Source organism: Pseudomonas sp. PDM04 (assembly GCF_014851765.1).
Lineage (GTDB): Bacteria > Pseudomonadota > Gammaproteobacteria > Pseudomonadales > Pseudomonadaceae > Aquipseudomonas.
In genome coordinates, this window is record NZ_JACVAI010000002.1 from 317,981 (window position 1) to 341,370 (window position 23,390).

Here is a 23,390-nt window from a genome sequence, read left to right on the forward strand (position 1 = left end):
AGCGTTTGCCGCCAATGGCAGGCTCAGGCGTCGTTCAGCACGTCTATCAGGACCTTCGCCGCTTCGCTGGACGAACCCGGGTTCTGGCCAGTGATCAGCAGGCCGTCGCGAACCACGTAGGACGCCCAGTCCGGACCTTTGGAATACAGGCCGCCGTTGGCCTTGAGCATGTCCTCGACCAGGAACGGCACCACGTTGGTCAGGCCGACCGCCTCTTCTTCGGAGTTGGTGAAACCGGCCACTTTCTTGCCCTGGACCAGTGGGGTGCCGTCAGGTTTTTTCACGTGGCGCAACACGCCCGGCGCATGGCACACCAGGGCGGCGGGCTTGCCGGCGGCCAGGAACGATTCGATCAAGCGGATCGAAACCGGGTCTTCTGCCAGATCCCACAGCGGACCGTGGCCACCTGGGTAGAAGACGGCATCGAAATCGGCAGGCGAGACGCTGTCCAGGCGCACGGTGCTGGCAAGCAACGCGGTGGCGACGGCGTCGGCTTCGAAACGGCGGGTCAGGTCAGTCTGGAAGGACGGCTCGTTGCTCTTGGGATCGAGCGGTGGCTGACCACCGGCGGGCGAAGCCAGGACGATCTCGGCCTTGGCGTCCAGGAAGGCGTAGTAAGGCGCCGCCAGTTCTTCAAGCCAGAAACCGGTTTTGCGGCCAGTGCTGCCCAGGGTGTCGTGGGAGGTCAGTACCATAAGAATTTTCATGTTGATGTTCCTGATTCGGATTGGGTGTGGAATGAGAAAATTAGACCAGTCGTCTAGTTAGTAGGCAAATAAAAAGAGGCGTTCGCTGCCTCGATGATCAGGTCCGCCCTGTGCGATGTGTTCATCGTTTAACCCCGCTGCGATGCCTTCAATGTGTGAGTACCTTAATACTCGATTAGACCAGTCGTCTAGTAAATTTTTGAGATTTCTTCCACGTTCGTTGTTTCGACGGTTCAGGGAGAAGGCGCAGGTCGTCATCGGCCGGTGCAAGACGGGCGTTCAAGCGCTATTTGATTGGCCACTGAGGGCCCGAGAGGGTAACCACGAGGGGGGCGGCTCTACACCGCCCTGCCCCATGGCTCAGGAAAGATCGAGAATCTGACGAGTCGTCGACATCGCCGTCTCGAAGGGCTGGACACTCTTGGTGATCTTGACCATGACACTGGCGCCGACCCACAACTGGTAGAGGCTCTGCGCCAACGCATGGGGCGCAGCCTCGCACGTCAGCGAGCCTTCGGCGACCCCGGTTTCGATCGCCTGCGCCAGGCGGTCGGTGACACCCGACGTCCCTCGCTTGAGCACCGCGCGCATCGTCTCCGACAGGTCAGCCACCTCCACGCCGAGCTTCACCGCCAGGCATTTGCCCTGGCAGTCGTGGAACGACTGGGTTTGCTGCCAGATGTCCCAATACTTCATCAGACGCTGGGACATCGTCAGCCCAGGCAGCGCCAGGACCTCGTCGAGCTCGGCCAGGTAAGTCTCGAAATAGCTTTCCAGCATGGCCTCGCCAAAAGCGTCCTTTGAACCGAAGTAATGGTAAAAGGACCCCTTGGGCACACCGGCGGTGGCCAGGATTTCATTCAGGCCCACGGCGGAATACCCCTTGGCGGCCATGATTCGTTGGCCTACATCAAGGATTTCCTGGCGGACGTCGGTGGTGGCGCGTGTCTTTGGGCTGCTCATGCTCGGCATGTTATTCGTTACTAGACGATCAGTCTAGCCGGCGATATCCCGCCATCACGCGGTCGATGGATCCGATCGCAGACAGACCTGCCCTACCCTCCACGAACCTCATGCACCAGATCCACAAAGGCGCGCAGCGCTGCGGGCACATGACGGTGGCCGGAGTAATAGAGGCAGAGGCCTGGCAAGTGGACGGCACAATCTTCGAGTACGGGAACAAGCGTGCCGCTGTCGATGTCGCTGGCCACATACCAGCGGGCCAGGTGTGCCAGGCCCCAGGAGGATCGGGCGGCTTCGCGCATCATCAATGGCGCATCCAGCACCAGCGAACCCGGCACATCGACCGAGATCGACCGGCCCCTGGACTTCAATTGCCAGGGCGATGGTTTGCCATTGGGCAGTCGCGCGCGGATGCAGGCATGGTGGGTCAGTTCGCTGATCCGGGTGGGTTTGGGGTGCTGCTCGAAATAGGCCGGCGACCCCACAATGACCATTGGCACATCGCTGGTCAGAGGCACGCGAATCATGTCTTTGGGCACCAGATGACTGGGCCGCAGGCCGGCATCGAACCCCTCGGCAACGATGTCCACCAGCTCGCCTTCGGTCACGATGTCCAGTGTCACCTGCGGATAGCGCCTGGAAAACTCGGACATGAACGGCTGCCAGCTCATCAGAGCAGCCCCCAGGGAGCTGTTGATCCGCAGGTTTCCGGAGGGCACCAGGCGCCGGTCATTCACCGTCGTCATGGCCTCTTCAATCTGTTTGACCGCCGGGGAAATCTGCTCGACGAACTGGCGCCCGGCATCGGTCAGCGCCACGCTGCGGGTGGTGCGATGAAAAAGTCGCGAGCCGAGGCGCGCCTCCAATCCCGCGATGGCGCTGCTCACCGCCGAGCTGGACATTCCCAGTTCCAGGGCGGCTGCGCGGAAACTCTGGCGGCGAGCCACAGCCAGCACCACATGCAAATCAACGAGTCCGCTCTTGTGCATTGTCCTGATTTTCCAAATGGAACATGCGGATTTACCCGCGTAGTCGAGACAATAGCCCAGCCCTAAACTGACGCTCAACCCCTTCGGGCTCAATCAGAGGAGCGTGTGATGCGTCAGTTCAACCAGGCCTACATCGATGGTCGTTTCGTGCCGGTCCACGGTGAAACCGTGGTGCACAGCGTCAACCCGGCGACCGAACAGGTCATCGCCACCGCCACCTTGGCCAATCGCGACGATGCCAAGGCTGCAATCAACGCCGCCAGCCGAGCGCAACGATCCCTGGGGCAAACCGGTAAATCCGAACGCATCGAGATGCTCAGGCAACTGCAAGCCGCCGTGCTCGCCCACGCCGATGACATCCGCGACGTCACCATCGAGGAGTACGGAGCCCCGGCCTCGCGTGCGCAGTGGGTCAGCCAATACGCCTCGCAGTGCTTTGCCCGAACCGCCGACATCCTGCAAACCTATGACTTCACCCGACGCCTGGGCGACGCCGTGGTGCAGCAGGTGCCGGTCGGCGTCTCAGCCCTGATCGCGCCGTGGAACAGCGTTGCCGGCACTGTTTGCAACAAACTGGCATCGGCCCTCGGAGCCGGCTGTGCCTCGGTGATCAAACCCAGTGAACTCAGCCCGCTGCAAACTCAGGTGACGGCCCGGGCGCTGCATGCGGCAGGTTTGCCTGATGGCTGCTTCAACCTGCTGCTCGGGCGTGGAGAGGATGTCGGTGATGAGCTGAGTACCAGCGTCGACGTGGCCAAAATTTCCTTCACCGGTTCAACCCGGACCGGCAAGCTGATTGCGCGTGCCGCGGTAGAAACGATGAAGCGGGTCAGCCTGGGCCTGACCGGCAAATCGGCGACGATCGTGCTCGACGATGCGGATTTTTCGGTGGTCGTCCCCCAGGCGTTGGCCGTGGCGTTCATGAACAATGGCCAGGCGTGCATTGCCGGCACTCGGTTGCTCGTCCCACGGCGGCGCCTGGAGGAAGTGATGCGGTTGGTACGTGCACAGTTGGCAGCGCTGCCCGTCGGTGACCCGCGTGACGCGGCAACCGTGCTGGGCCCTCTCGCCAGCCGTGACCAGTACGAACGTATCCAGCGTTACATTCGCCGTGGCCTCGAACAGGGTGCGACACTGATCGCCGGTGGCGAGGGACGCCCCGAAGGATTGCACCGTGGCTATTTCGTCAAACCGACGGTCTTCGCTCATGTACGCAACGACATGGACATTGCCCGGGAAGAAATTTTCGGGCCCGTACTGTCGATCCTGACGTTCGAAACGGACGCCGAGGCGGTGTCGATGGCCAACGATTCGATCTACGGGTTGCAGGCCTATGTGTTCTCGGCGGACGTCCATCGCGCTCAGCAGATTGCCCAGCGGCTCGAAGCCGGTGGAGTCCTGATCAACCGGACCACGATCGACCCCTGCGCGCCGTTCGGCGGCTTCAAGCAATCGGGCATCGGCCGGGAAAACGGTGTGTCTGGCCTTGAAGCGTTTCTGGAAGCCAAGGCGGTGGTCACCGGTTGAAGCGTTACGACGCCGCCTGCCATCAAATGCCATTAGTCAGGACGCGAGATAAGGGATAGCCTCGTCAAAACCATGCGAAGCGCCCCTCATGTCCAACACAAGCTTTACCCCCGATATTGAAGCCATCCGCAGCATCGATGCAGTGCCCGTGATCCTGAGCATGGTCAAGCACCTCACGGGCATGCGCTTCGCGGCGGTCGCCAGGGTCACCGAGAAAAACTGGGTCACGTGCGCCGTCGACGACGCCATCGATTTTGGCTTGAAACCGGGTGGTGAGCTGGTGCTCGAGTCGACGATCTGTCACGAGATCCGGCAGCACAAAAAGCCTGTCATTTTCGGCCACGCCAGCTCGCATCCGCTGTTTTCGCTTCATCACACGCCCAGGATCTACGGACTGGAAAGCTACATCTCCATCCCGATCATCAAGGCCAATGGCGAGTTTTTCGGGACACTGTGTGCCATCGACTCCGTTCCAGCCAACCTGGATGAGCCCGCCATCGCGCAAACGCTCACCCTCTTCGCCCAGTTGATCGCGATGAGCCTGGACGCTCACAGTCATTTGCAGGCAACGAAAGCCGAGTTGAGCAGCGCCACCGAACTGGGCAGGCTGCGCGAGCAATTCATTGCGGTCCTGGGGCATGACTTGCGGACACCGCTGAGCGCCATCCGCATGAGTGCTGACCTGCTGGAAACCAAAACCGAAGACAAACGCTCACTGAACCTGATCTCAGCGATCCGCAACAGCTCCACGCGCATGGGCGTATTGATCGAGAACGTCCTGGATTTCGCCAGGGGACGCCTGGGTCGCGGCATTCCAGTGCGGCGCAAGCAGGTGGATGACTTGGAGTCCACGATCCGATTGACCGTCGAAGAAGTGCTGAACGCCCATCCGCACTCAGAAATCATTCAGACACTGGACGTGCCGCCAGGTGTCTATTGCGACCCGCTGCGCGTCAGCCAGCTGCTGTCGAACCTGCTGATCAATGCGGTCACTCATGGTTCAAAGTCGACGCCCATCCTCCTGGAGGCCTATTCGGAGAATGATGAGATTGTCCTGTCGCTGACCAACCAGGGGCCCGTCATTCCCCCTCAACTCATGCCGCTTCTGTTCGAACCCTTCTCCCGTTCGCAGGCGGGCCAGCGCGGTGAAGGATTGGGGCTTGGGCTCTACATCGCCGCACAGATCGCGACCGCCCACAATGGCACGTTGAGTGTTTCTTCGACCGTCGAGTCGGGAACGAACTTTGTCGCAAGATTCCCCACTCACTTCAGATGAGCATGAAAATGCCCCTTGCCCGGGTCGGCAGCCGTAGTCGAAAACCGTCGGTTATCGCGGCCAGCGCCATACCGGATCGGCAAGATGCTCGGCAAAAAAATCCGAAAGGACCCTGATTTTCACCGGGCGGGTGCGCGCCGACGGGGTCACGAAATACAGGCCTCCGCGGGTCATGCTCCACTCGGGCAGGATGCGCTCCAAACGACCGTCCGCCAGGTACTCACTGGCCATGAACTCGGGCAGCTCGGCGATTGCCAGCCCCTCCAGCAGCACCGGAATCATCGCATCGGAGTTGGTCACCCGCAGTGGCCCGTTGGGCACCACGTCTTCTTCGACGCCACTGTGGTGGGTGAACCGCCACACCTGAGTGCGAGCGCGGTAGGCATAACTCAGGCACGACCGATTTGCCAGGTCCCGCGGATGTTCCGGTCGGCCGTGTTGTTCCAGGTAACCCGCAGACGCCACCAGAAACTGCGTAACGGAACAGATTCGCCGGGCCACCAACGATGAGTCCGGCAGCGCGGCGATTCTCAGGGCCGCGTCGAAACCGTCGGCAATCAGATCCACCGAGGCGTCGGACAAATGCAGGTCGACCGACAACTCGGGGTACAACCGCAGCAGCTTGGGCATCAGCGGCGCCACCCAGCGCAGGCCAAAAGACATCGGAATGGCCAGGCGCACCTGGCCGCGCGGTTGTACGGAGAGGTCCTGGGCTTCGCTTTCGACCTCTTCGGCCTGGCGATAAAGGTCGCTGGCCTTGGCCGCCATGCTCAGGCCGAACTCGGTCAGCGAGAGCTGGCGTGAGGTGCGGTTGAACAAACGGCCGCCCAATCGCTCTTCCAACCGTGCCACCGCCCGCGACACCGTGGGCACCGACACGCCCATGATCCTCGCGGCGGCCGCGAACGAACCCTCCTCCGCGACCTTGGCGAACATCGCCAAACCTTCAAAATCCGGCAACTTGCTCATTTCATTTCTGCAACGATGAGTTGCGGACAATTCTATTTTGAAATCATCTGATCGTCGATACGCTTCTCCCACACCTCACCTACACACCTCTCTGGAGAACGATCAATGAACGGCAAACTCAATGGCAAAATTGCGCTGGTCACCGGCGGCACCACCGGCATCGGCCTGGCCACGGCCAAGCGCTTCGCCGAAGAAGGCGCGCACGTCTACATCACCGGCCGGCGCCAGGCCGAACTCGACGCTGCAGTCGCCCGGGTCGGCAATGCCACCGGCGTGCAAGTGGACTCGACCCGGCTCGACCAACTCGATGCGCTCTATGAAAAGATCCGCGCCGAGCGCGGCCACATCGACGTGCTGTTCGCCAACGCCGGCGGTGGCTCGATGGTGCCAATGGGCGAGATCACCGAGCAGCATTTCGACGACACCTTCGACCGCAACGTCAAAGGCGTGTTGTTCACCGTGCAGAAGGCGCTGCCACTGCTGGCGAAGAACGCCTCGGTGATTCTCACCGGCTCCACAGCAGGCAGCTCGGGCACTGCGGCATTCAGCGTGTACTCGGCCTCCAAGGCTGCGGTTCGGTCGTTCGTGCGCAGCTGGATTCTGGATCTGAAGGATCGCAATGTGCGCATCAACACCCTCAGCCCAGGCGCCACCCGCACGCCTGGACTCGTCGATCTGGCAGGTCCGGACTCGGCCCAGCAGCAAGGCCTGCTGGATTACCTCGCCGCGCAAATCCCGATGGGGCGTGTCGGCGAACCGGACGAAATTGCCAGCGCCGCGCTGTTCCTGGCGTCCAGCGACGCCAGCTTCGTCAACGGCATCGAGCTGTTCGTCGACGGTGGCCAGGCGCAGATCTGAGCCGTTCCGGTCGCGGCAGCCCGCTGAGCTGTCGCGACCACCTTCAGCTCAAACGGCGCGATTACCGACAATGGCCAGCAGTCGCGCCAATGCCTCGGACTCCACCGCTCCCTCCTCACGGCCCTCGCCAAACACAGAACAGGTCGCGACGCACTGGTCAGTGCGAAGCTGGTACACCGCAATGACGCCGCCAGGCCCGCCACCGGTATGACCGACCAGCCTGTGCCCATCCTTCGTTGTGCCAATCATCAAACCCAAACCATAACCCGGCGTAGCCCAGGGCCGGTCGGGAATGGGACCGCCAAGCACGATGGCGTGCTGCATTTCATCCAGCAACGCTGGAGGAAGCAGTTGCCCGGCCAGCAATTGATCCAGCAATCGCGCGGCCTCGCAAAGCGGGCCTGTGAGCAGTCCGTGATACACCCAGCCAGGATGATAGGCGGCCATGGACGGCGGGTGTACGTCGGCCAGATCCTGCCGTGTTCGTGCAAGCCGGACCCGGGTCAAACCCAGGGGCAGAAACACTCGTTGAGACAGCGCCTGTTCCAGACGTTGCCCTGTACACCGTTCAACCAGAGCGGCCACCTGCATGTATCCCACGTTGGAATACCGCCACGCGGTCCCCGGTGAATAGCGCAGCCGGGTGCCGTCAAGCCGTTGGAGCATTTCGGCGGCGGGCCAGGGTTGCCGATGTTCGGCAACGGCGGCGTGGTAGTCCTGGAGTTCCGAGTAATCAGCCAGCCCGGCCTGATGCTTGAGGAGTTGGCGCAGGGTGAACGGGCCCTCCTCGACTGGATCGTCAAGTCGGACAACACCATCGCGCACAAGCGTCAGCGCTGCTGCTGCCAGCACCGTTTTGGTGAAACTCCACCATGGGACCCTGACGTGAGCTTGCGCGGTCGGCGTGGGCTGACCATTGAGCGATACGGACCAAAGCATTCACGGATTTCCTGATGGTTCAAGGGGTTACGGACCGCTCTGCGGCAAACCTCGAACGGTCCTGTCCGATCATTTTTTCGCTTTCCCCACTTCTGCGCAACGAAAAACCCTGCCACAATAATTAGTAACGATTCTCATATACATTATCATTACTAAATACCAGGAGCCGTCCATGTTGCGCCCGACCCCGCTGCGCTGTTTCCGTACGTCCAGAGATCTGCTGGCCATGGCCATCTGCATGGCGACCCTGACTCCGGCGATGGCCGACGACGCCAGCACAGCGCAGGAGCCATCCAACCCCGCCACACTGGAACTGGGCGCAACCGAAATCACCAGCACCCAACTGGGCAGCACCACCGAGGGCACCACGTCCTACACCACCGGTGCCATGTCCACCGCGACCAAATTGCCGTTGACCATGCGCGAAACGCCCCAGGCAGTGACCGTAATCACCCGTCAACGCATGGACGATCAGGCGATGACCAGCGTCAACGACGTGGTCAAGAACACCCCCGGCCTGTACCTTTCCACCTCTGACGGCCCAGGGCGGCAGAAATATTCGGCGCGCGGTTTTGATATCGACAACCTGATGTATGACGGCATTCCCAGCGGTTACAACGGCTGGGCGGTGGGCGTGCAGCCAAACCTGGCGATGTTCGACCGGGTGGAAATCGTGCGGGGGGCGACCGGCCTGGTGACGGGCGCAGGCAACCCATCGGCGGCGATCAATCTGGTGCGCAAGCGTCCGCTGGCCGAGCAGAAAGTCACCCTGACCGGCGCTGCCGGCAGCTGGGACGATTACCGTGGCGAAGTCGACGCCTCCAGCCCGCTCAACGACAGCGGCACCCTGCGCGGCCGGGTGGTGACCTCTTACCGGGATTCCAACAGCTTCATCGATGACGTCGAGGAAAACCACGGCCTGTTCTATGCGATCACCGAAGCCGACCTGAGCGAGGACACCACCCTGACCTTGGGTTTCTCGCACCAGAAGGACAAGACCAACTACTTCTGGGGCTCATCGATGATCGGCCTCGACGGTCATCACCTGAACCTGCCGCGTTCCTACAACCCCGGTACGTCTTGGGAAAACAAGGACCAGGAGGTCAACACGGTCTTCGCCGAGATCCGGCACAACCTGGCCAACGACTGGAAGCTGCAGGTCAACGCCAATTACGCCGAGCAAAATGGCGTGTTCAGCGGCTCGTACCAGTCGCGCTGGGACGGCACTACGTTGGAGCGCACGGTGTGGCAGGCGACCTACGATGAGAATCAGACCGGGCTGGACGGCTTCCTCAGCGGTCCGTTCCAGGCATTTGGCCGCACCCATGAACTGGTCCTCGGCGCGAGCAAGCGCATCTATGACATGACCACCCAGAACTACACGCCCTACGACATGTTCTGGCCGATCACGGCGGGCAAGCCTAACTTCACGCGTAGCGACCGCGTCCGTGAAATCACCACGCAGGATGGTGTGTACGCCACCACCCGTCTGAGCCTGGCCGACCCGTTGAAGCTGATTCTCGGCGGACGCCTTGACTGGTACGACTACGACAACCGCGATGCCGAGGGCGATTACAAGGTGACCCGCAACGTCACCCGCTACGCCGGCCTGATCTATGACCTGGATGAGCATCATTCGGTCTATGCCAGCTACAGCGACATCTTCACTCCGCAAAGCGAGAAGGACGTCTCCGCGACGCCAGTCAAACCGATTGTGGGCAAGAACTATGAAGTCGGCATCAAGGGTGAGTACTGGGGCGGCGCGCTGAACGCGAGCCTGGCCGTATTCCGCGTCGACCAGGAAAACCGCGCGGTACAAGTCTTCGTACCCAACTGCCCGCAAGCCGATTGCTACCAACCTTCGGGCGAAATTCGCAGCCAGGGTGTCGACCTGGAACTGCAGGGCGCGCTCACCGAAAACTGGCAACTCGGCGGTGGCTACACCTACGCCCGTGTGCACACGCTCAAGGACGACGCCAACCCGCAGAACGAGAATCAGCGATTCGACACCGACACCCCGGAACACCTGTTCAAGCTGACGAGCAGCTATCGCTTCCAGGGCCCGCTGGAAAAACTGCGCGTGGGTGGCAGCGTTTACTGGCAGAGCCGCATGTACAACGACATCGCTCTGGCCGACGGCAGCGAGTACCGCCTGAAACAAGGCAGCTACGCGACGACGGACTTGATGGCCGGTTATCAGGTCAACCGCAACCTGGACCTGCAACTCAACGCCAACAACATCTTCGACCGCAACTATTACGCCTCGATCAGCACCTCCACCCAGTACGGTGGCGACAGCTACGGGACGCCGCGTAACCTGATGCTGACGGCCAAGTACAGCTTCTGATGATTTGCCCTCGGTAAGAACACGCTGCTGCAGGAGCGAGCATGCTCGCTCCCGCAGTCTGGGTACCCCGCCCCGCCTCAAATCACCCCACGCGCCTTGTACGCAAGAATCTGCTCCTCGCTGAACCCCAACTCTTCCAGCACACTGGCACTGTGTTCCCCCAGCGTCGGCGATGGCTGCTCCTCGACCATCTCGGTGTAAGGCATGTGCAGTGGATGCTTGACATAGCGATTGCCCGAGTGCGCCGGCACTTCGACGATCATCCCGCGATGCTGCACCTGCGGATCGGCGATGGCCTCGGCCACGGTGTTGATCGGGCTGCACGGCACGTCGGCTGCCTGGAGCGTCTTGAGCCAATGTTCGCGACCGAACTCGGTCAGCCTTGTTTTCATCAGCGGCTCGAGGTGCGCGTGGTTCCGGGCGCGCAGCGGGCCATCGCGCAGCAACGGGTCGTCGATCCACACCGCACAGTCCATCGCGACGCAAAGGCGTTGCCATTGCTCTTCGGTGTCCACGCAAATGGCGATGGGTTCGTCTGCGGTCGGGAATGCCTGGAACGGCGCAATCAGCGCATGCCGGCTGCCCAGACGTTTGGGCACGTCACCGACCTGAAGGAAGCGGGCCACGGCGTTTTCCATCATTGCCAGTTGGCAATCAAGCATCGAAATATCGATGAACGCACCGGTTCCGCCGTTGCGTTCCTTGTCGACCAGGGCCGCCAGCACACCGACGGTCGTGAATAAGCCCGAGCCGATATCGCCCAGGGAAATCCCGACCCGCGCAGGTGGCCCGAACTCTTCACCGGTGATGCTCATCATGCCGGACATGGCCTGGGCCACCACGTCAAAGGATGGCAAATGTTTGTACGGGCCGTCCTGACCGAACCCGGAAATGGCTGCGTAAACCAGACCCGGGTTGTATTCGCGCACCGTCTCATAACCAAAACCCAAACGTTCCATGGCCCCGGCCCGATTGTTTTCCACGAACACATCGGCCGTGGACAGGAGCTTACGCAATACCGCCTTGCCTTCTTCATCTTTCAAGTTGAGGGTCAAACTGCGTTTATTGCGGTTCACGCTGTTGAAATAAATGCTGCCGTCATCCTTGAACGGCGCGACACCCCGGGTGTAATCACCGCCGTTGGGCCGTTCGACCTTGATCACGTCGGCACCCAGACTGGCCAGCAACCAGGTGCAATAGGGGCCGGCCAGCATATGGGTGGCATCGATGATGCGTATACCGCTCAGCGGGCCTTTATTGGCGTTATCCGTTTTCGTAGACATGACTTCACCCCGTCAGGCAATTAAGGATCACCTGAGCACATTAGGAATTAGATGTAGAGAAGTTGAAGTTCTCTGTTGTTAGTGATCGATCGCGTTAAATGAATCAGCGTCCTTGCCAGGCAGGCGAACGCTTCTGCTGGAACGCTGAAACGCCCTCACGAAAATCAGCGGACTGATAGCAGCCCAGCAACGCATCCTCATCCTGCACATTCGCCACCTGCGCATCCCGCAGGCGCCGCAGTACGGTTTTGGTCGCCCACAGCGTGAGGGGCGCCAATTGCGTCAGGTGTTCGGACACTCGCTGCGCTGCCGACTCCAGCTCCTCCTCAGCGACCAACTCGCGAAATGCTCCGCTGGCCATCAACCCGATCGCATCGACCAACCGCGCGCTGAACACCATTTCCTTGGTCATCGCCGGCCCGAACAGGTCGATCAACCGCTGGTAGTTCAATGCACTCAGGCAGTTGCCAACCGTGCGGGCGATGGGGAAACCAAAGCGCGCCGAAGGGCTGATGATGCGCACATCGCAGGCGGCGGCGATCAGGGCACCGCCACCGACGCAGGGGCCGGCGATGGCCGCGAGCGTGGGAATCTTCAACGCTTCCAGAGCAGCGATCAGCGTTTCGCTGTGGCCTTCCAGCTCGAGGAATTCGGCTTCGGTTCTGGCGTCCTCCAATGCGCCGAAATCGGCCCCCGCCATGAACGACGGGCGCTTGCCCGTAGCCCCGGTCAGGACCAACGCCTTGACCGAGTCGTCCTGGGCCAGGTCGAGAAAAACGCGGGTCAGCGTCTCCTCCATGGCCGGCGACATGGCGTTCAACGCCTCCGGCCGATTGAAAATCACCCATTCGACACTGCCCCGCCGTTGTCGAACAACTTCTGTGGTTTCACTCGTTTTCATCATTACACCCTGCTCTTCACAATCTGCATTTGAATGTTGCTGCCCGCCCGCTCATCAACTGGTGATGCGGCTGCCCGGCTGCAGCAGATGGCAGTCATCTTCCGGCAGTTGCAGCAACACCACCTGGCCCACCTGATAATCGATCTGCGGCGGTGTGAAAGCCCGCACCGTGGCACCGTTGCCGATATCCACCAGCACATCGCAGTACTCGCCCAGATAAGCGGTGCGCAGCACGGTGCCCGGCAATACGTTGTCCGCGCCCTGACCCGGCGCCACGACACGGACCTTCGAAGGGCGGATGCACAGCGTCACCTCCTCGCCAGGCTGCACACCGCTGCGATCAACACCCCGGAGTGCCTGCTCACCGAACTGTGCGGTACCAGCAGGAGTCATCCGTGCGGGAATGACATTGTTGCTGCCAATGAAGGCCGCAACGAACGCGTTCGCGGGCCGTTCGAAGATTTCCCGAGGCGAGCCCAACTGCTGGACGCTGCCACCGTTCATGACGGCCACCTGGTTGGCGGTCACCAGGGCTTCCCCCTGATCGTGAGTCACGTACACCGTGGTCAACCCGAGCAGGTCATGCACCCGTCGAATTTCGAAGCGCATTTCCTCGCGCAGGTGAGCGTCGAGGTTGGAAAGCGGTTCATCGAGCAACAGGATGCTGGGCTCGACAATCAGCGCCCGCGCGAGAGCCACGCGCTGCTGCTGCCCGCCGGACAACTCGGAGGGATAGCGGTCCGCCAGGTGATCGAGGTGCACGGTCTTGAGCGCTTTTTTCAGCTTCTGCTCCAGCTCTGCACGCGGCACCTTGCGGATCTGCAACCCGAACGCCACGTTCTCGGCCACGGTCTTGTGGGGCCAGACCGCATAATTCTGAAACACCAGGGAAATGTCCCGGCGCTCGGGTGGCACCACGCCCTGGGGGCTGGAAATGACCCGGTCGTTGACCCGGATCTCACCACCGCTGGGCGTTTCGAACCCGGCCAGCAACTGCAGCGTCGTCGACTTGCCGCAGCCCGACGGGCCGAGCAAGGCCAGCAATGTTCCGTCCTCGACGGTCAGGTCGATGCCCTTGAGCGCCTGAAACTGACCGAAGCTTTTTTGCAAGTTACGGATATGGATCTGGCTCATTGGGCGACTCCAGGGTCGGTGCTTGCGCGTTTATGTTTTGCCAGCTTGACGCTCAGCAGTTGAGCGATCACCACCACCAGCATGGTGACCACCAGCAGCAATACACTGGCCGCTGCCACCGCCTCGTAGTTGCCGCCGTCCTTGTAGTTGTAAATCAGCGTGGTCATGACGTTCGTGCTCGGGGTAATCAGGAACACCGCCACCGACAGCTCACGCATCACCGGAATGAACACCAGCAGCCATCCGGAGATCAGCCCGGATCGCATCAGCGGTGCGGTGATGCTGGTGAAGGTCTTCGCTTCGCTGGCGCCGAGAATCCTCGCCACCCGCTCCAGGTCGGGGCTGATGCCTTTGAGAATCGCCCCGCCGTGGGAATAGGCAATCGGCAGGAAGGTCGCCACAAAAGCCGCAACGATGATCGCCGAGGTGCCGTACAGGCTCAGCGGAGGTTGGGTATAGGCGGCGAAGAACCCTACCGACAACACGATCCCCGGGATGATGATCGGCAGGTTGGTCAGGCCGGCAATGATCGTGGTACCGGCCACCAGTCGACGCTCGACGATGTAGGCGATCACCGCCCCCAGCAGCACACAGACGGTGGCGGCGCCGGCAGCGTAGGAAAGCGAGTTGAGGATCGCGGCCTGAGTCTCGGCGTTTTCCAGGATCGCCCAGCGGTACCAGTGAAAGGTCAGATTGCCGAGCGACGGCCCCTGCCCCCAGGCCTTGGAAAGCGAGACGACAACCAGTGCAAAGTACGGCAGCAGCACCGCCGTTACCGGTACGATCAGGGCAAAGGCAAGCCCGCCCCAGCGCCAGCCTTTCAGATCGATGCGACGGCCTGCCCGGCTCTTGCCGCCGATCATCACGAAACGTCGGCGGCCGAGAATCTTCTTGCGCACCCAGAACAACCCACCCGTCAGCAGCAACAACGGCATGCAGTAGGCCGCCGCCATGTACAGCTCAGGCGGAAACAACTGATAGAACTCGGCGAGCTTGGTGGTCACCACCGCTGTGCCTGAGGGGGTCAGCAGGAACGCCGGCACGCCGAACAACGTCATGCCCTGGATGAACGACAGGATGAAACCGACGATCACCGCCGGCATCACCATCGGAATGGTGACGCTGAACATCGTGCGCAACACCCCCGCCCCAAGCGTCGTCGCCGCGTCCTCGAGTTCCACCGCCATGTCATCCAGCGCGCTGGCGACAATGGTGAAGGTGTAGGGAACGGTGTAGATCGCACAGACGAAGATCGCACCGCCCATCGAGTAGATGTTCATCAGCGGCTGCGAGCTGTCGAACAGGAAGCGATAGAGCGAGTTGAGCCACCCGGCATTCGGGGCCGCCAGCAGGATCCATCCCAGCGCGCCGATGAACGACGGCGTGACGAACGCACCGAGGGTTAACATCCTGATCATCCCGCGACCCGGCATGTTGGTACGGGCCACCAGCCAGGCCAGAGGCACACCGAGCAAGGTGGAGAACGCCGCCGTGGAAAATGCCAGGATGATCGAGTTCACCAGCGGCGCGAGCATGCCTTTGGCTGTCACCAGGCGCACGTAGTTATTGAGCGTCCATTGTTGTGTCGCGTCATCGTGCAGGCTGTTGTAGACAATCCAGCCCACGGGTTGCGCGACCAGCAAGAACAGGCAAATCAGTACCACCGACACCACGGACCAACGTACCCACGGTCGGTGTCGGCGTGTGCCGGCCCCTGAGGTTGCCGACGATGAATCTATTGCAAATACGCCCATGAAGGGTCACTCCTGAATCTGACAACGGTCAATCTGCAAGCCGTAGCCTGCACAGGCTCACCCAATGATTTCTTTCCATTTGGCGATGCCCTCGGCCACTTCTGCCGCCAGATCCTCCGGTGGGTTGCGGTACCAGCTGATTTGCTCAAGGCTGCGACCTTCCGCCCACGGCACGTCGGTGCGCAGGGTCGGCCAGAAGTTGGCGGCTAGAATCTGCGAGACCTCCAGGTCGTAGAGGAAATCAGAGAACAGCTTGGCCGCATTAGGGTGCGGTGCCTTCAGGGGGATGGCGCTCAGTCCCAGGTTGAGAATGGTGCCATCGGTGGGCGGCTGCACATCGATCGGGTTACCCGCCGCTTTCTGCGTCAGCGAGTAGCTGAAAGGCGCGCCCAGCCCGACCACACGTTCACCTGACAGAATGTCGGTGACGGTGTCCACGTTCGACTGGCCGACTTTCGGATTCAGCTTGCTCAGTTCCTTGAGGTAGTTGTCGCCGTACTTCTTGCGCATGGCCACCAGCCAGGAGGCGACGTCACCGGAGAACGCCGGGCTACCCACCGTCAACTTGTTTGCCCACTGCCCGTCGAGTGCCGCCTCCCAGGTGGCGGGAGCCGAGGTGACTTTGGCCGACTGGAAGTTGAGGCACGTCAGGCTGATCGCACCCACCTGATAGGTGTCATCCTTGTCCAGCCCCTGGAATTCAGCGGGCAAGAACTCGGTGCCCGCAGGCTTGTAGGGCAACAGGGCGCCGATCTTCTTGAGTTCCAGGTAATGAAGAATGTTGGTACTGCCGAGGGAGTCGCAATTGGGCGCGTTGTTCTGCAGTTCAAGACGCAAACGGGTGTAGATGGTCTGCGAAGCCTGACGCAGCAGATTGACCTTGATGCCCGGATATCGACGGATGAAGGCATCACGGATGGCTTCGATGGTCTTCTGCTCATAGGAACCCCAATAGAGGTTCAGCGCGCCCTCCTTGCGGGCCGCTTCATAAAGCGTTTCGTCAGCGGCAAACGAGGGTCGGATCAACCCTGCCGCCAAGCCTGCACCCGCAATACCGCTGGCCTGCAAAAATCTGCGCCGTGTAAATTCGACCATCTTGAGACTCCTTCGCGTTCAGTGACTGCGATACATTTTCAATGGTTGTCTGGAATCGGCGGGATCAGTAGTCGCCTGTTGTCGCCCCGCCATCAACGATCAGCACTTGCCCCGTCATGTAGCTGGCATCGTTCGAAGCCAGGAAGGCGACGACCGATGCAATTTCCGCCGGTTGTGCCGGCCGCCCCAAGGGCATTCTGGAGATCCATTTCTCTCTGACATCCTCCGGCACACTGGCCAGAATCGGTGTTTCCACGATGCCCGGTGCAACCGCATTGACCAGCACGCCATGGCGCGCCGCCTCCAGGGCGACCGTATGCGTCAAGCCAACCACACCCGCTTTGGCACTCGAGTAGTTCGATTGCCCGAACGTGCCGAAGATCGCCGTCGAAGCGATATTGATAATCCGTCCCCATCCCCGCCCGTTCATGGCCGCCAGACCGAACTGGCACCCCAACCATGAGCCGCGCAGGTTCACGTCGATGACCGCCTGCCACTCCTCGTCGGTCATTTTTATCAATGATCGATCCCGTACTATGCCTGCAACGTTGACCACGATGTCGAGCGCTTCGAAGCCTGGCGGAAGTTCAGCCACGGCGGCCTGCCAGCTGGCACGACTCGAGACATCGAGACTGACGGCGCAGGCTTCATGCCCTTGCGCAATCAGGGACTGAGCCAGGTTCTGTGCTCCCGCGCCCAGGTCCGCGACGACCACCCTTGCACCCTCCTCGGCCAGGCGCAGGCAAATGGCGGACCCAATGCCGCCGGCACCTCCCGTGACCAACGCGACATGGCCTTGCAGACGCTTATTCATGCGTGGCTCCTTCCCGGCAGGCGACGGCAAACACATCCTCGCCTTCCTGCACCAACTCGTCGTTCTGGTTCAGAAGCCGCAAGGAAACCTTTGCAATGCCACGGGACGGGTTGGAATGGCTCCTGCGCAGCTCCTGTACCTGAGCGACGTAATGCAGGGTGTCGCCTGCGAAGACCGGGCCAGCGAATCGGCGTCGGGTTTCCATGAACGCCAGGATCGCCCAGTCATCGATACTCGAACGCAGGCCGGTGCTCATCGAGTGGGCCAACATGCCATGCGCGATCCGACGTCCGAACAGCCCCTGGCGCGCGGTCTCCTCATCCATGTGCAGCGGATTGAAATCTCCCGTCAACCCGGCGAACAGTACGATATGGGTCTCCGTCACGGTGATGCGCGAAGACTGCACTGACTGGTCAGCCACCAGGTCTTCAAAATACAAGGTGGTACTCATGGCTTGCTCCGGGCCTGGAACACAGGCAGTGAGGTGGATGAATCCAGGGCGGTGAACGTAACCATCACCTGCATGCCGATCGAGATGTCCTCGACCTGGATATCGTGAAGCTGCGACAACATCAGCGGCCCCTCTTCTAGCTCGATGACCGCGCATACGTAGGGCGCATCCAGACGCGTGTGGCCACGATGAATCACCGAGTAGGTGAAGACCGTGCCGCGCCCGCACACCTGCACCCATTGCGGCGCAACCGAGAGGTCATCGATGCAATGGGCCCTCGGGTACCACTGCCAGGCACCGGAGACGGGATTGCGCTGGACGAGCAATCGGTGGTCCTGATTGGCTTGCCACCAGGCAGCAGACAGGTTGTCGGTAATCACGGGGCTGAGTGTGACCATGGGCATTTCCTCAAACGGTCAGAACGAGAGTGGCGGCGGCGCAGAACGTGCCGCCCAGGCCGTGGACGAGCGCGACCTCGGCGTCGTCAACCTGCACGCCAGGCCCTTCGTTGCGCAGTTGGCGAACGCCTTCGATGAGGGCCAGCAGCCCGCGCTTGCCGGGATGATTCGAAGCGAGGCCGCCGCCGTCGGTGTTGCACGGCAAGGCCCCGCCGATTTTCAGGTTGCCATCGGCGACAAAACGGCCGCTCTCGCCCCGAGGGCAAAAGCCAAGGTCTTCCAGTGCCAGCAGCGGGGTAATGGTGAAGGCGTCGTAGAGTTGCGCGACGTCCACATCCGCCGGCGCAAGCCCGGCCATCTCGAATGCCCGAGGCCCGGTTCGCGCCGCCGGAGTGATCAGCTCACGGGACATCTGACTGATCTGGGTGCGCTGGGTGGCCATGCCGAAACCAGCGAGATAGACCGGTTTGTGCCGACAATCCAAGGCTCGCTCGCGGCTGGTCATGACAATGGCGCCACCGCCGTCGGTGACCACGCAGCAATCCAGGCGATGCAAGGGCGATGCGATCATCGACGAACTCAACACGTCATCGACGGTGATCGACTTGGCGCCGAGAAAGGCATCCGGATTAGCGGCGGCATGTTGTCGGAACGTGACGGCCACCTCGGCCAACTGCTCCGGGGTCGTGCCGTAGAGATGCATGTGGCGCCGGGCATACATCGCATACGTGGAGATCAACGTGGGCGCGAATGGCAACTCGAACTGCCCAGGCCCGGCGGGCAGAACGAAAGGATCGAAAGACGGCGTGTTCAACGGCCACCAACGGGGCGAGGCGGCGTAACTGATGACCACCACGTCGACCAACCCGGCAGCAATCGCCACGGCGGCATGCGCGGCATGGACCAGGTACGAGCAACCGCCGACGTCGGTACTGTCGAACCAGCGCGGCTCGATACCCAAATACTCAGCCATCTCGGTAACGCTGTTGACACCGCCCCCCTCGGCCCAATCGCCGGAGGCGACACACAAGCCGTCAACGTCGCCGAGGGTCAAACCGGCCTGGGTCAGCGCAGCCTGAATGCACTCCACCTGGATGGCGAACGGGTGGACGCCCTGGGCGTCTCTTCGCGGTGATTCATAGGCGCCGACGATGGCGGCGCGTCCGGAAATATTCAACCTGTGTTCCTCAGTTCGAAAACCATGTCATCAAGTTCCGTTATCCGAACGCTGCGCAACAAGCAGTTAGAACCTGCTTGATTGGTGCATTCAAAGCACCGAAATCTGGCATGAGCCTTGCTGTAGCCAAAGGATGTCAGCGCCCTGGAGAAAACCATGAACCGACGCCTTCCTCCCCTGCTCGCCGTGCGTGCCTTCGAAGGTTTCAGCCGCTGGGGCAGCGTGCGCCAATGTGCCGAGGAGCTCTCGGTTTCGCACACCGTCATCTCGCGCCATATCCAGAATCTGGAAACTGCCGTGGGGACGAAACTGGTCAGAAAATCCGGTCGCGGGCTGGAGATGACACGCGAGGGGCAACGCTACGCCGCCCAACTGCGACGGGCCCTGGACATCATTGCCGATGCCAGCAGCGACCTTCGCCAGGGCGAGGATGCGCTGCATGTCTGCTGCATGGCGGGCCTGGCGTCGCGGCGCTTGCTGGGGCGTCTGGGAGAACTGGAAGAGGCCTTGAACGGTCGTGAACTGACATTGGAGCCCACCAGCACCCGGCCCGACTTCAACCGCAACGAAGCGGATGCTGAAATCGTCTATCTCGAAGAATTGAACCTTGGCGACGAGCTTTGCGCAGAGCTGTTTGCCCGGCCCTTGATCCGCGCCGTGGCGAGCCCGGCATTCTGCAATCGCTATCCCGAGGTGTTCAGCGCCGAGGATGTCCTGGGGCTGCCGCTGATCCACGAACGCAATACGCAACGCTGGTCGCAGTGGCTGAGCATCGCCGGTGTCACCGATATACCCAGGCTGCGTGGCCCTCGGTTATGGCACGGGCATTTGACCCTCGAAGCAGCCTGCATGGGACAGGGCATCGCGCTGGTGAGCGAGCTGCTGGCCGATGAAAAAATCGCGGCCGGCGAACTGGTGGAAGTTCTGCCCATGACCATCCGCCTCGGTGGCTACTACTTCATTGCCCCGACGCGAAAATGGAATGACCCGGCTATCGTCAGACTCCGTAGCTGGCTGCATTCCGTCTTTCCGCACGAGTTGGAGAAAGGCGACAAAAACGCACCAGTAGCGCGCTCGCCCAGCGAGACGGCACCGCATTGATGCTCATCCTGCAACCCCGGAGCCCCACCGTTGAAAACCTCACAACCGAAAGCAAAACCCCATGAACTGGCCGTCGTCAAAGATGAATGGATTGATCTGTACGGCCACATGAACATGGCCTACTACGTGCAACTGCTCGATGAACTGGGTCATCGCATCCTCGGTCAGTTCGGCCTTGGCGAGGGTTATACCCTGGAGCACAACTGCGGCCTGTTCACCGTCGAGGCCAACGTCAAATACATCAGGGAAGTCCGCGCGGGCGATCCATTACGGGTGGAGTTGACCCCTGTGCGCTTCGACGACAAGCGCCTGGTGACCCAGGTCGACCTCTACCACCACGAGCAGAACTACCTCAGCGCAAGCATGTGCCAGACGGCGCTGCACGTGGACCTTGGCACGCGCCGGGTTCGTCCCTTCACGGCCACCGCCACCAGTCGACTGCAAGGGTTGAAGGACGAGTTTGCGGCCAATGGCTGGATGGATTCGTGACACTGCGGAGGCTCAAACCCGCGCTTCATTCTGATACTGGCGCGGACACATGTTGAACCGGGCACGAAACTCGCGAGAGAAGTGCGCGCCATCGGAAAAGCCACAATCCATGGCGATCTGGGTGATGCTGCTGTGGCTGTTCACCAGCAGCCAGGCGCCGTACTCCACGCGCAGCGAGCGTTGGAACTCCATGGGTGACAGCCCCAGCGACTGCTGGAAGGCCCGGGTCAGTTGGCGCCGGCCGAGGCCCACGTAACGTGCGATGGCGTCCAGGGTCGGCAGGCTGTCCATGCGCTGTTCGATGTAATGCGCGGCCTGGCGCACGCGCTCATCCTTGATGTCCTCGAGGTTGGCGTAGAAATGCGCCTGTGGCTGCCGGCCCTGGCGAATCCCCTGCAGCATCATGTGCCGCACCGCCTGCTGGGCTTTCTCCCGCCCGCAATGGCGGGCCACCAGGTACAGCGCGAGGTCGATGGCGGCCGTCGAACCGGCGCAGGTGATCAGGTCGCCTTCGTCGATGAACAGATGATCGACTGCGGCCGGGGTCTTGGGGAACCGGGTGCGAAAGGCATCCAGCACGTTCCAGTGCACACACACCGAACGACTGCCCACCACACCCGCCTGCGCCAGGGCGAATGTCCCGGTGCAAATGCCCAGCAGTCGCGTCCGGCTCTTTGCAACGCGCTGCAACCAGTCCCGCAATGGGCTCGGCATGTGGGTGTTGAGGTAATCGTTGCCGCCGCAGATGGCCACGTAGTCGAACGCTTCCAGATCCTGCGCCAGGCCGCCGGTCACCTCCAACGCGATGCCCGCACTGGAAGTTCGCGGCAACCCGTCGACACTCATCACTTGCCACGCCGTATGAATCTGCCGGCTGCCGCCTCCCAGGTCGGCGGCCAGGCGCAAGACATCGATAAACCCGGAAAACGCCGCCAGAGTGAATTGGTCCAGCAGGACGAAGCCCACGGACAGCTGCGGACGGCTGTTCGCCCCGCAGCCGGGAACGGCGGACAGTTGGCAATGCGGGTTTACCGGAGTCATTTTGGGCATGACCTAACTATTCAACTTTAAGACCCCGAAGTGCAAGCGCTCGAATCGACGATACGAGCAAGATGCACGCAAGGGGAACAGTCCAACAACAGCTATAGAGGACACACGATGAAACTCAAGACGGGTCAGACAATCACCGCCGCGCTGTTAGTCACCGGCTGCATCGCCTCACCGGCCGTTCTGGCCGACTCGCAGAAACTGACCGTGGCGTTGTACGGCGGTAACTGGGGTGACGCGTTCCTCAAATGTGTTGCAGAACCTTTCACGCAAGCCACGGGGATCGCCGTGGCCGCCGAAGTCGGCACCTCGACCGTCACTTTGGCCAAGCTCCAGCAACAGAAATCCAGCCCGACGATCGACGTGGCCTGGATGGACGGCGGCATCAGCGAAATGGCCTATGACGCCGGGGTGGTCGCCGACCTGGACCCGGCAGCGATTCCCAACCTGAAAAACGTGCAGGACAAGGCGATATACAGCAACGCCGGCCACACCTTCGCGGTGAGCAGCGGTTACTACTCCCTTGGCCTGACCTACAACACCAAGGACATCAAGCAAGCACCCACCAGCTGGAAAGACCTGTGGAATCCGGAGTACGCCGGCGCCATCGCGCTGCCCTCGCCCGCCAACTCGTCCGGGGTGCCCTTCGTGTTTTTCATGGCCGACGTCTGGGGCATCGACCGCGCCCATCTGGACCAGGTCTACAGCAAGCTCGGTGCGCTGGACACCGCGCTGTTCTTTGACAGTTCGGGCGCCGCCACCAATGCCTTCCAGAGTGGCGAAGCGATCATCGGGGCGCATTTCAACGTCGGCGCCTGGGACCTGATCGACAAAGGCGCGCCCATCGGCTTCACCATTCCCAAGGAAGGTGCCTGGGCCACCGACGCCCGCCTGCACCTGATCAAGGGCGCCAAGAACAGCAAAGCCGGCGAGCAGTTCATCAACACCGCGCTGACCCGCGAAGCGGCGTCCTGCCTGGCCAGCAAGCTGTACCTGGGGCCGGCGGTCAAAGACGTTGAAGTCGCGCAGGACGTGGCGCGCAAATTGCCCTGGGGCGTGAACGGTTCGATCGACAGCCTGCGTCTGTTCGACTGGAGCCAGATCAACGCGCAGCGCGCCGCCGTCACGAACGACTGGAACCGCAAAGTCACCGCCAAGTAGCTCGTGAGGT

22 protein-coding genes are annotated in these 23,390 nt (G+C 61.6%); 7 read left to right on the forward strand and 15 right to left on the reverse strand.

Features of this window, described 5'->3' with window-relative positions:
- Positions 1-23 precede the first annotated feature (23 nt).
- The 3 genes from IB249_RS08210 to IB249_RS08220 all read right to left on the reverse strand — a co-directional run bounded on the left by IB249_RS08210 (position 24) and on the right by IB249_RS08220 (position 2,659).
- The gene (locus IB249_RS08210) at positions 24-707 is read right to left on the reverse strand and encodes a type 1 glutamine amidotransferase domain-containing protein (RefSeq protein ID WP_192303429.1); all 684 of its coding nucleotides are present in this window, start codon (positions 705-707) and stop codon (positions 24-26) included.
- Between the two features lie 360 nt (positions 708-1,067).
- Positions 1,068-1,670: a TetR/AcrR family transcriptional regulator gene (locus IB249_RS08215; RefSeq protein WP_192303431.1), complete on the reverse strand. Its 603-nt coding sequence runs from the start codon at positions 1,668-1,670 to the stop codon at positions 1,068-1,070.
- A 92-nt stretch (positions 1,671-1,762) separates the two neighbouring features.
- On the reverse strand, positions 1,763-2,659 hold the full coding sequence (locus IB249_RS08220; RefSeq protein WP_192303433.1) for a LysR family transcriptional regulator: 897 nt from the start codon (positions 2,657-2,659) through the stop codon (positions 1,763-1,765).
- A 108-nt stretch (positions 2,660-2,767) separates the two neighbouring features.
- Between IB249_RS08220 and IB249_RS08225 the strand changes: the two genes are divergently transcribed.
- Both IB249_RS08225 and IB249_RS08230 read left to right on the forward strand, forming a co-directional pair.
- Positions 2,768-4,186 carry an aldehyde dehydrogenase family protein gene (locus IB249_RS08225; RefSeq protein ID WP_192303435.1) on the forward strand — a complete coding sequence of 473 codons (1,419 nt, stop codon included), beginning with the start codon at positions 2,768-2,770 and terminating at the stop codon, positions 4,184-4,186.
- 88 nt (positions 4,187-4,274) lie between these two features.
- Complete coding sequence (locus tag IB249_RS08230) at positions 4,275-5,462, forward strand: GAF domain-containing sensor histidine kinase (protein WP_192303437.1); 1,188 nt, start codon at positions 4,275-4,277, stop codon at positions 5,460-5,462.
- A 51-nt stretch (positions 5,463-5,513) separates the two neighbouring features.
- Here IB249_RS08230 and IB249_RS08235 read toward each other — a convergent pair whose 3' ends face one another.
- Positions 5,514-6,431, reverse strand: coding sequence for a LysR family transcriptional regulator (locus IB249_RS08235; RefSeq protein ID WP_192303439.1), 918 nt, complete (start codon positions 6,429-6,431; stop codon positions 5,514-5,516).
- Positions 6,432-6,536: 105 nt separating this feature from the next.
- Between IB249_RS08235 and IB249_RS08240 the strand changes: the two genes are divergently transcribed.
- Entirely contained in the window at positions 6,537-7,289 is a 753-nt protein-coding gene (locus IB249_RS08240; protein ID WP_192303441.1) for an SDR family NAD(P)-dependent oxidoreductase, read from the forward strand.
- A 48-nt stretch (positions 7,290-7,337) separates the two neighbouring features.
- On the opposite strand, the gene IB249_RS08245 is transcribed toward IB249_RS08240, so the two are convergent.
- Positions 7,338-8,228, reverse strand: coding sequence for a serine hydrolase domain-containing protein (locus IB249_RS08245; protein WP_192303443.1), 891 nt, complete (start codon positions 8,226-8,228; stop codon positions 7,338-7,340).
- Between the two features lie 172 nt (positions 8,229-8,400).
- On the opposite strand from IB249_RS08245, the gene IB249_RS08250 reads away from it, so the two are divergent.
- Positions 8,401-10,575, forward strand: coding sequence for a TonB-dependent siderophore receptor (locus tag IB249_RS08250; protein WP_192303444.1), 2,175 nt, complete (start codon positions 8,401-8,403; stop codon positions 10,573-10,575).
- Positions 10,576-10,652: 77 nt separating this feature from the next.
- On the opposite strand, the gene IB249_RS08255 is transcribed toward IB249_RS08250, so the two are convergent.
- The 9 genes from IB249_RS08255 to IB249_RS08295 form a co-directional block, all read right to left on the reverse strand.
- The gene (locus tag IB249_RS08255; RefSeq protein WP_192303446.1) at positions 10,653-11,858 is read right to left on the reverse strand and encodes a CaiB/BaiF CoA transferase family protein; all 1,206 of its coding nucleotides are present in this window, start codon (positions 11,856-11,858) and stop codon (positions 10,653-10,655) included.
- Positions 11,859-11,961: 103 nt separating this feature from the next.
- Positions 11,962-12,759 carry an enoyl-CoA hydratase gene (locus tag IB249_RS08260; protein ID WP_192303448.1) on the reverse strand — a complete coding sequence of 266 codons (798 nt, stop codon included), beginning with the start codon at positions 12,757-12,759 and terminating at the stop codon, positions 11,962-11,964.
- A gap of 54 nt (positions 12,760-12,813) precedes the next feature.
- Positions 12,814-13,893 (reverse strand): ABC transporter ATP-binding protein, encoded by a 1,080-nt coding sequence (locus tag IB249_RS08265; protein ID WP_192303450.1) that lies wholly within the window; start codon positions 13,891-13,893, stop codon positions 12,814-12,816.
- A complete protein-coding gene (locus IB249_RS08270; RefSeq protein WP_192303452.1) occupies positions 13,890-15,647 on the reverse strand; it encodes an ABC transporter permease in 1,758 nt (585 codons plus the stop codon). Before IB249_RS08270 ends, IB249_RS08265 begins: the two co-directional genes overlap by 4 nt.
- A gap of 57 nt (positions 15,648-15,704) precedes the next feature.
- A complete protein-coding gene (locus IB249_RS08275) occupies positions 15,705-16,742 on the reverse strand; it encodes an ABC transporter substrate-binding protein (RefSeq protein ID WP_192303454.1) in 1,038 nt (345 codons plus the stop codon).
- A gap of 64 nt (positions 16,743-16,806) precedes the next feature.
- Positions 16,807-17,556 (reverse strand): SDR family oxidoreductase, encoded by a 750-nt coding sequence (locus tag IB249_RS08280; RefSeq protein WP_192303456.1) that lies wholly within the window; start codon positions 17,554-17,556, stop codon positions 16,807-16,809.
- On the reverse strand, positions 17,549-18,007 hold the full coding sequence (locus IB249_RS08285; protein WP_192303458.1) for a MaoC family dehydratase: 459 nt from the start codon (positions 18,005-18,007) through the stop codon (positions 17,549-17,551). The genes IB249_RS08280 and IB249_RS08285 overlap by 8 nt, the downstream gene beginning before the upstream one ends.
- Positions 18,004-18,405 carry a Zn-ribbon domain-containing OB-fold protein gene (locus tag IB249_RS08290; protein ID WP_225606877.1) on the reverse strand — a complete coding sequence of 134 codons (402 nt, stop codon included), beginning with the start codon at positions 18,403-18,405 and terminating at the stop codon, positions 18,004-18,006. The genes IB249_RS08285 and IB249_RS08290 overlap by 4 nt, the downstream gene beginning before the upstream one ends.
- Positions 18,406-18,415: 10 nt before the next feature.
- Positions 18,416-19,582, reverse strand: coding sequence for a thiolase C-terminal domain-containing protein (locus tag IB249_RS08295; RefSeq protein WP_192303460.1), 1,167 nt, complete (start codon positions 19,580-19,582; stop codon positions 18,416-18,418).
- Positions 19,583-19,738: 156 nt separating this feature from the next.
- Between IB249_RS08295 and IB249_RS08300 the strand changes: the two genes are divergently transcribed.
- Positions 19,739-20,683: a LysR substrate-binding domain-containing protein gene (locus IB249_RS08300; RefSeq protein ID WP_192303462.1), complete on the forward strand. Its 945-nt coding sequence runs from the start codon at positions 19,739-19,741 to the stop codon at positions 20,681-20,683.
- A 30-nt stretch (positions 20,684-20,713) separates the two neighbouring features.
- Positions 20,714-21,172, forward strand: a complete 459-nt coding sequence (locus IB249_RS08305; protein WP_192303464.1) for an acyl-CoA thioesterase — start codon at positions 20,714-20,716, stop codon at positions 21,170-21,172.
- A gap of 12 nt (positions 21,173-21,184) precedes the next feature.
- On the opposite strand, the gene IB249_RS08310 is transcribed toward IB249_RS08305, so the two are convergent.
- A complete protein-coding gene (locus tag IB249_RS08310) occupies positions 21,185-22,222 on the reverse strand; it encodes a GlxA family transcriptional regulator (protein WP_192303466.1) in 1,038 nt (345 codons plus the stop codon).
- 108 nt (positions 22,223-22,330) lie between these two features.
- Here IB249_RS08310 and IB249_RS08315 point away from each other — a divergent pair, with 108 nt between their 5' ends.
- A complete protein-coding gene (locus tag IB249_RS08315) occupies positions 22,331-23,380 on the forward strand; it encodes an ABC transporter substrate-binding protein (RefSeq protein WP_192303468.1) in 1,050 nt (349 codons plus the stop codon).
- The last annotated feature ends 10 nt before the right edge of the window (positions 23,381-23,390 follow it).

What these genes read in the sequence shown, in the direction of transcription:
- IB249_RS08210 (WP_192303429.1), bottom strand. Translation starts at nt 707, where the DNA reads ATGAAAATTCTTATGGTACTGACCTCCCACGACACCCTGGGCAGCACT.
- IB249_RS08215 (WP_192303431.1), bottom strand. Translation starts at nt 1,670, where the DNA reads ATGAGCAGCCCAAAGACACGCGCCACCACCGACGTCCGCCAGGAAATC.
- IB249_RS08220 (WP_192303433.1), bottom strand. Translation starts at nt 2,659, where the DNA reads ATGCACAAGAGCGGACTCGTTGATTTGCATGTGGTGCTGGCTGTGGCT.
- IB249_RS08225 (WP_192303435.1), top strand. Translation starts at nt 2,768, where the DNA reads ATGCGTCAGTTCAACCAGGCCTACATCGATGGTCGTTTCGTGCCGGTC.
- IB249_RS08230 (WP_192303437.1), top strand. Translation starts at nt 4,275, where the DNA reads ATGTCCAACACAAGCTTTACCCCCGATATTGAAGCCATCCGCAGCATC.
- IB249_RS08235 (WP_192303439.1), bottom strand. Translation starts at nt 6,431, where the DNA reads ATGAGCAAGTTGCCGGATTTTGAAGGTTTGGCGATGTTCGCCAAGGTC.
- IB249_RS08240 (WP_192303441.1), top strand. Translation starts at nt 6,537, where the DNA reads ATGAACGGCAAACTCAATGGCAAAATTGCGCTGGTCACCGGCGGCACC.
- IB249_RS08245 (WP_192303443.1), bottom strand. Translation starts at nt 8,228, where the DNA reads ATGCTTTGGTCCGTATCGCTCAATGGTCAGCCCACGCCGACCGCGCAA.
- IB249_RS08250 (WP_192303444.1), top strand. Translation starts at nt 8,401, where the DNA reads ATGTTGCGCCCGACCCCGCTGCGCTGTTTCCGTACGTCCAGAGATCTG.
- IB249_RS08255 (WP_192303446.1), bottom strand. Translation starts at nt 11,858, where the DNA reads ATGTCTACGAAAACGGATAACGCCAATAAAGGCCCGCTGAGCGGTATA.
- IB249_RS08260 (WP_192303448.1), bottom strand. Translation starts at nt 12,759, where the DNA reads ATGAAAACGAGTGAAACCACAGAAGTTGTTCGACAACGGCGGGGCAGT.
- IB249_RS08265 (WP_192303450.1), bottom strand. Translation starts at nt 13,893, where the DNA reads ATGAGCCAGATCCATATCCGTAACTTGCAAAAAAGCTTCGGTCAGTTT.
- IB249_RS08270 (WP_192303452.1), bottom strand. Translation starts at nt 15,647, where the DNA reads ATGGGCGTATTTGCAATAGATTCATCGTCGGCAACCTCAGGGGCCGGC.
- IB249_RS08275 (WP_192303454.1), bottom strand. Translation starts at nt 16,742, where the DNA reads ATGGTCGAATTTACACGGCGCAGATTTTTGCAGGCCAGCGGTATTGCG.
- IB249_RS08280 (WP_192303456.1), bottom strand. Translation starts at nt 17,556, where the DNA reads ATGAATAAGCGTCTGCAAGGCCATGTCGCGTTGGTCACGGGAGGTGCC.
- IB249_RS08285 (WP_192303458.1), bottom strand. Translation starts at nt 18,007, where the DNA reads ATGAGTACCACCTTGTATTTTGAAGACCTGGTGGCTGACCAGTCAGTG.
- IB249_RS08290 (WP_225606877.1), bottom strand. Translation starts at nt 18,405, where the DNA reads ATGGTCACACTCAGCCCCGTGATTACCGACAACCTGTCTGCTGCCTGG.
- IB249_RS08300 (WP_192303462.1), top strand. Translation starts at nt 19,739, where the DNA reads ATGAACCGACGCCTTCCTCCCCTGCTCGCCGTGCGTGCCTTCGAAGGT.
- IB249_RS08310 (WP_192303466.1), bottom strand. Translation starts at nt 22,222, where the DNA reads ATGCCCAAAATGACTCCGGTAAACCCGCATTGCCAACTGTCCGCCGTT.
- IB249_RS08315 (WP_192303468.1), top strand. Translation starts at nt 22,331, where the DNA reads ATGAAACTCAAGACGGGTCAGACAATCACCGCCGCGCTGTTAGTCACC.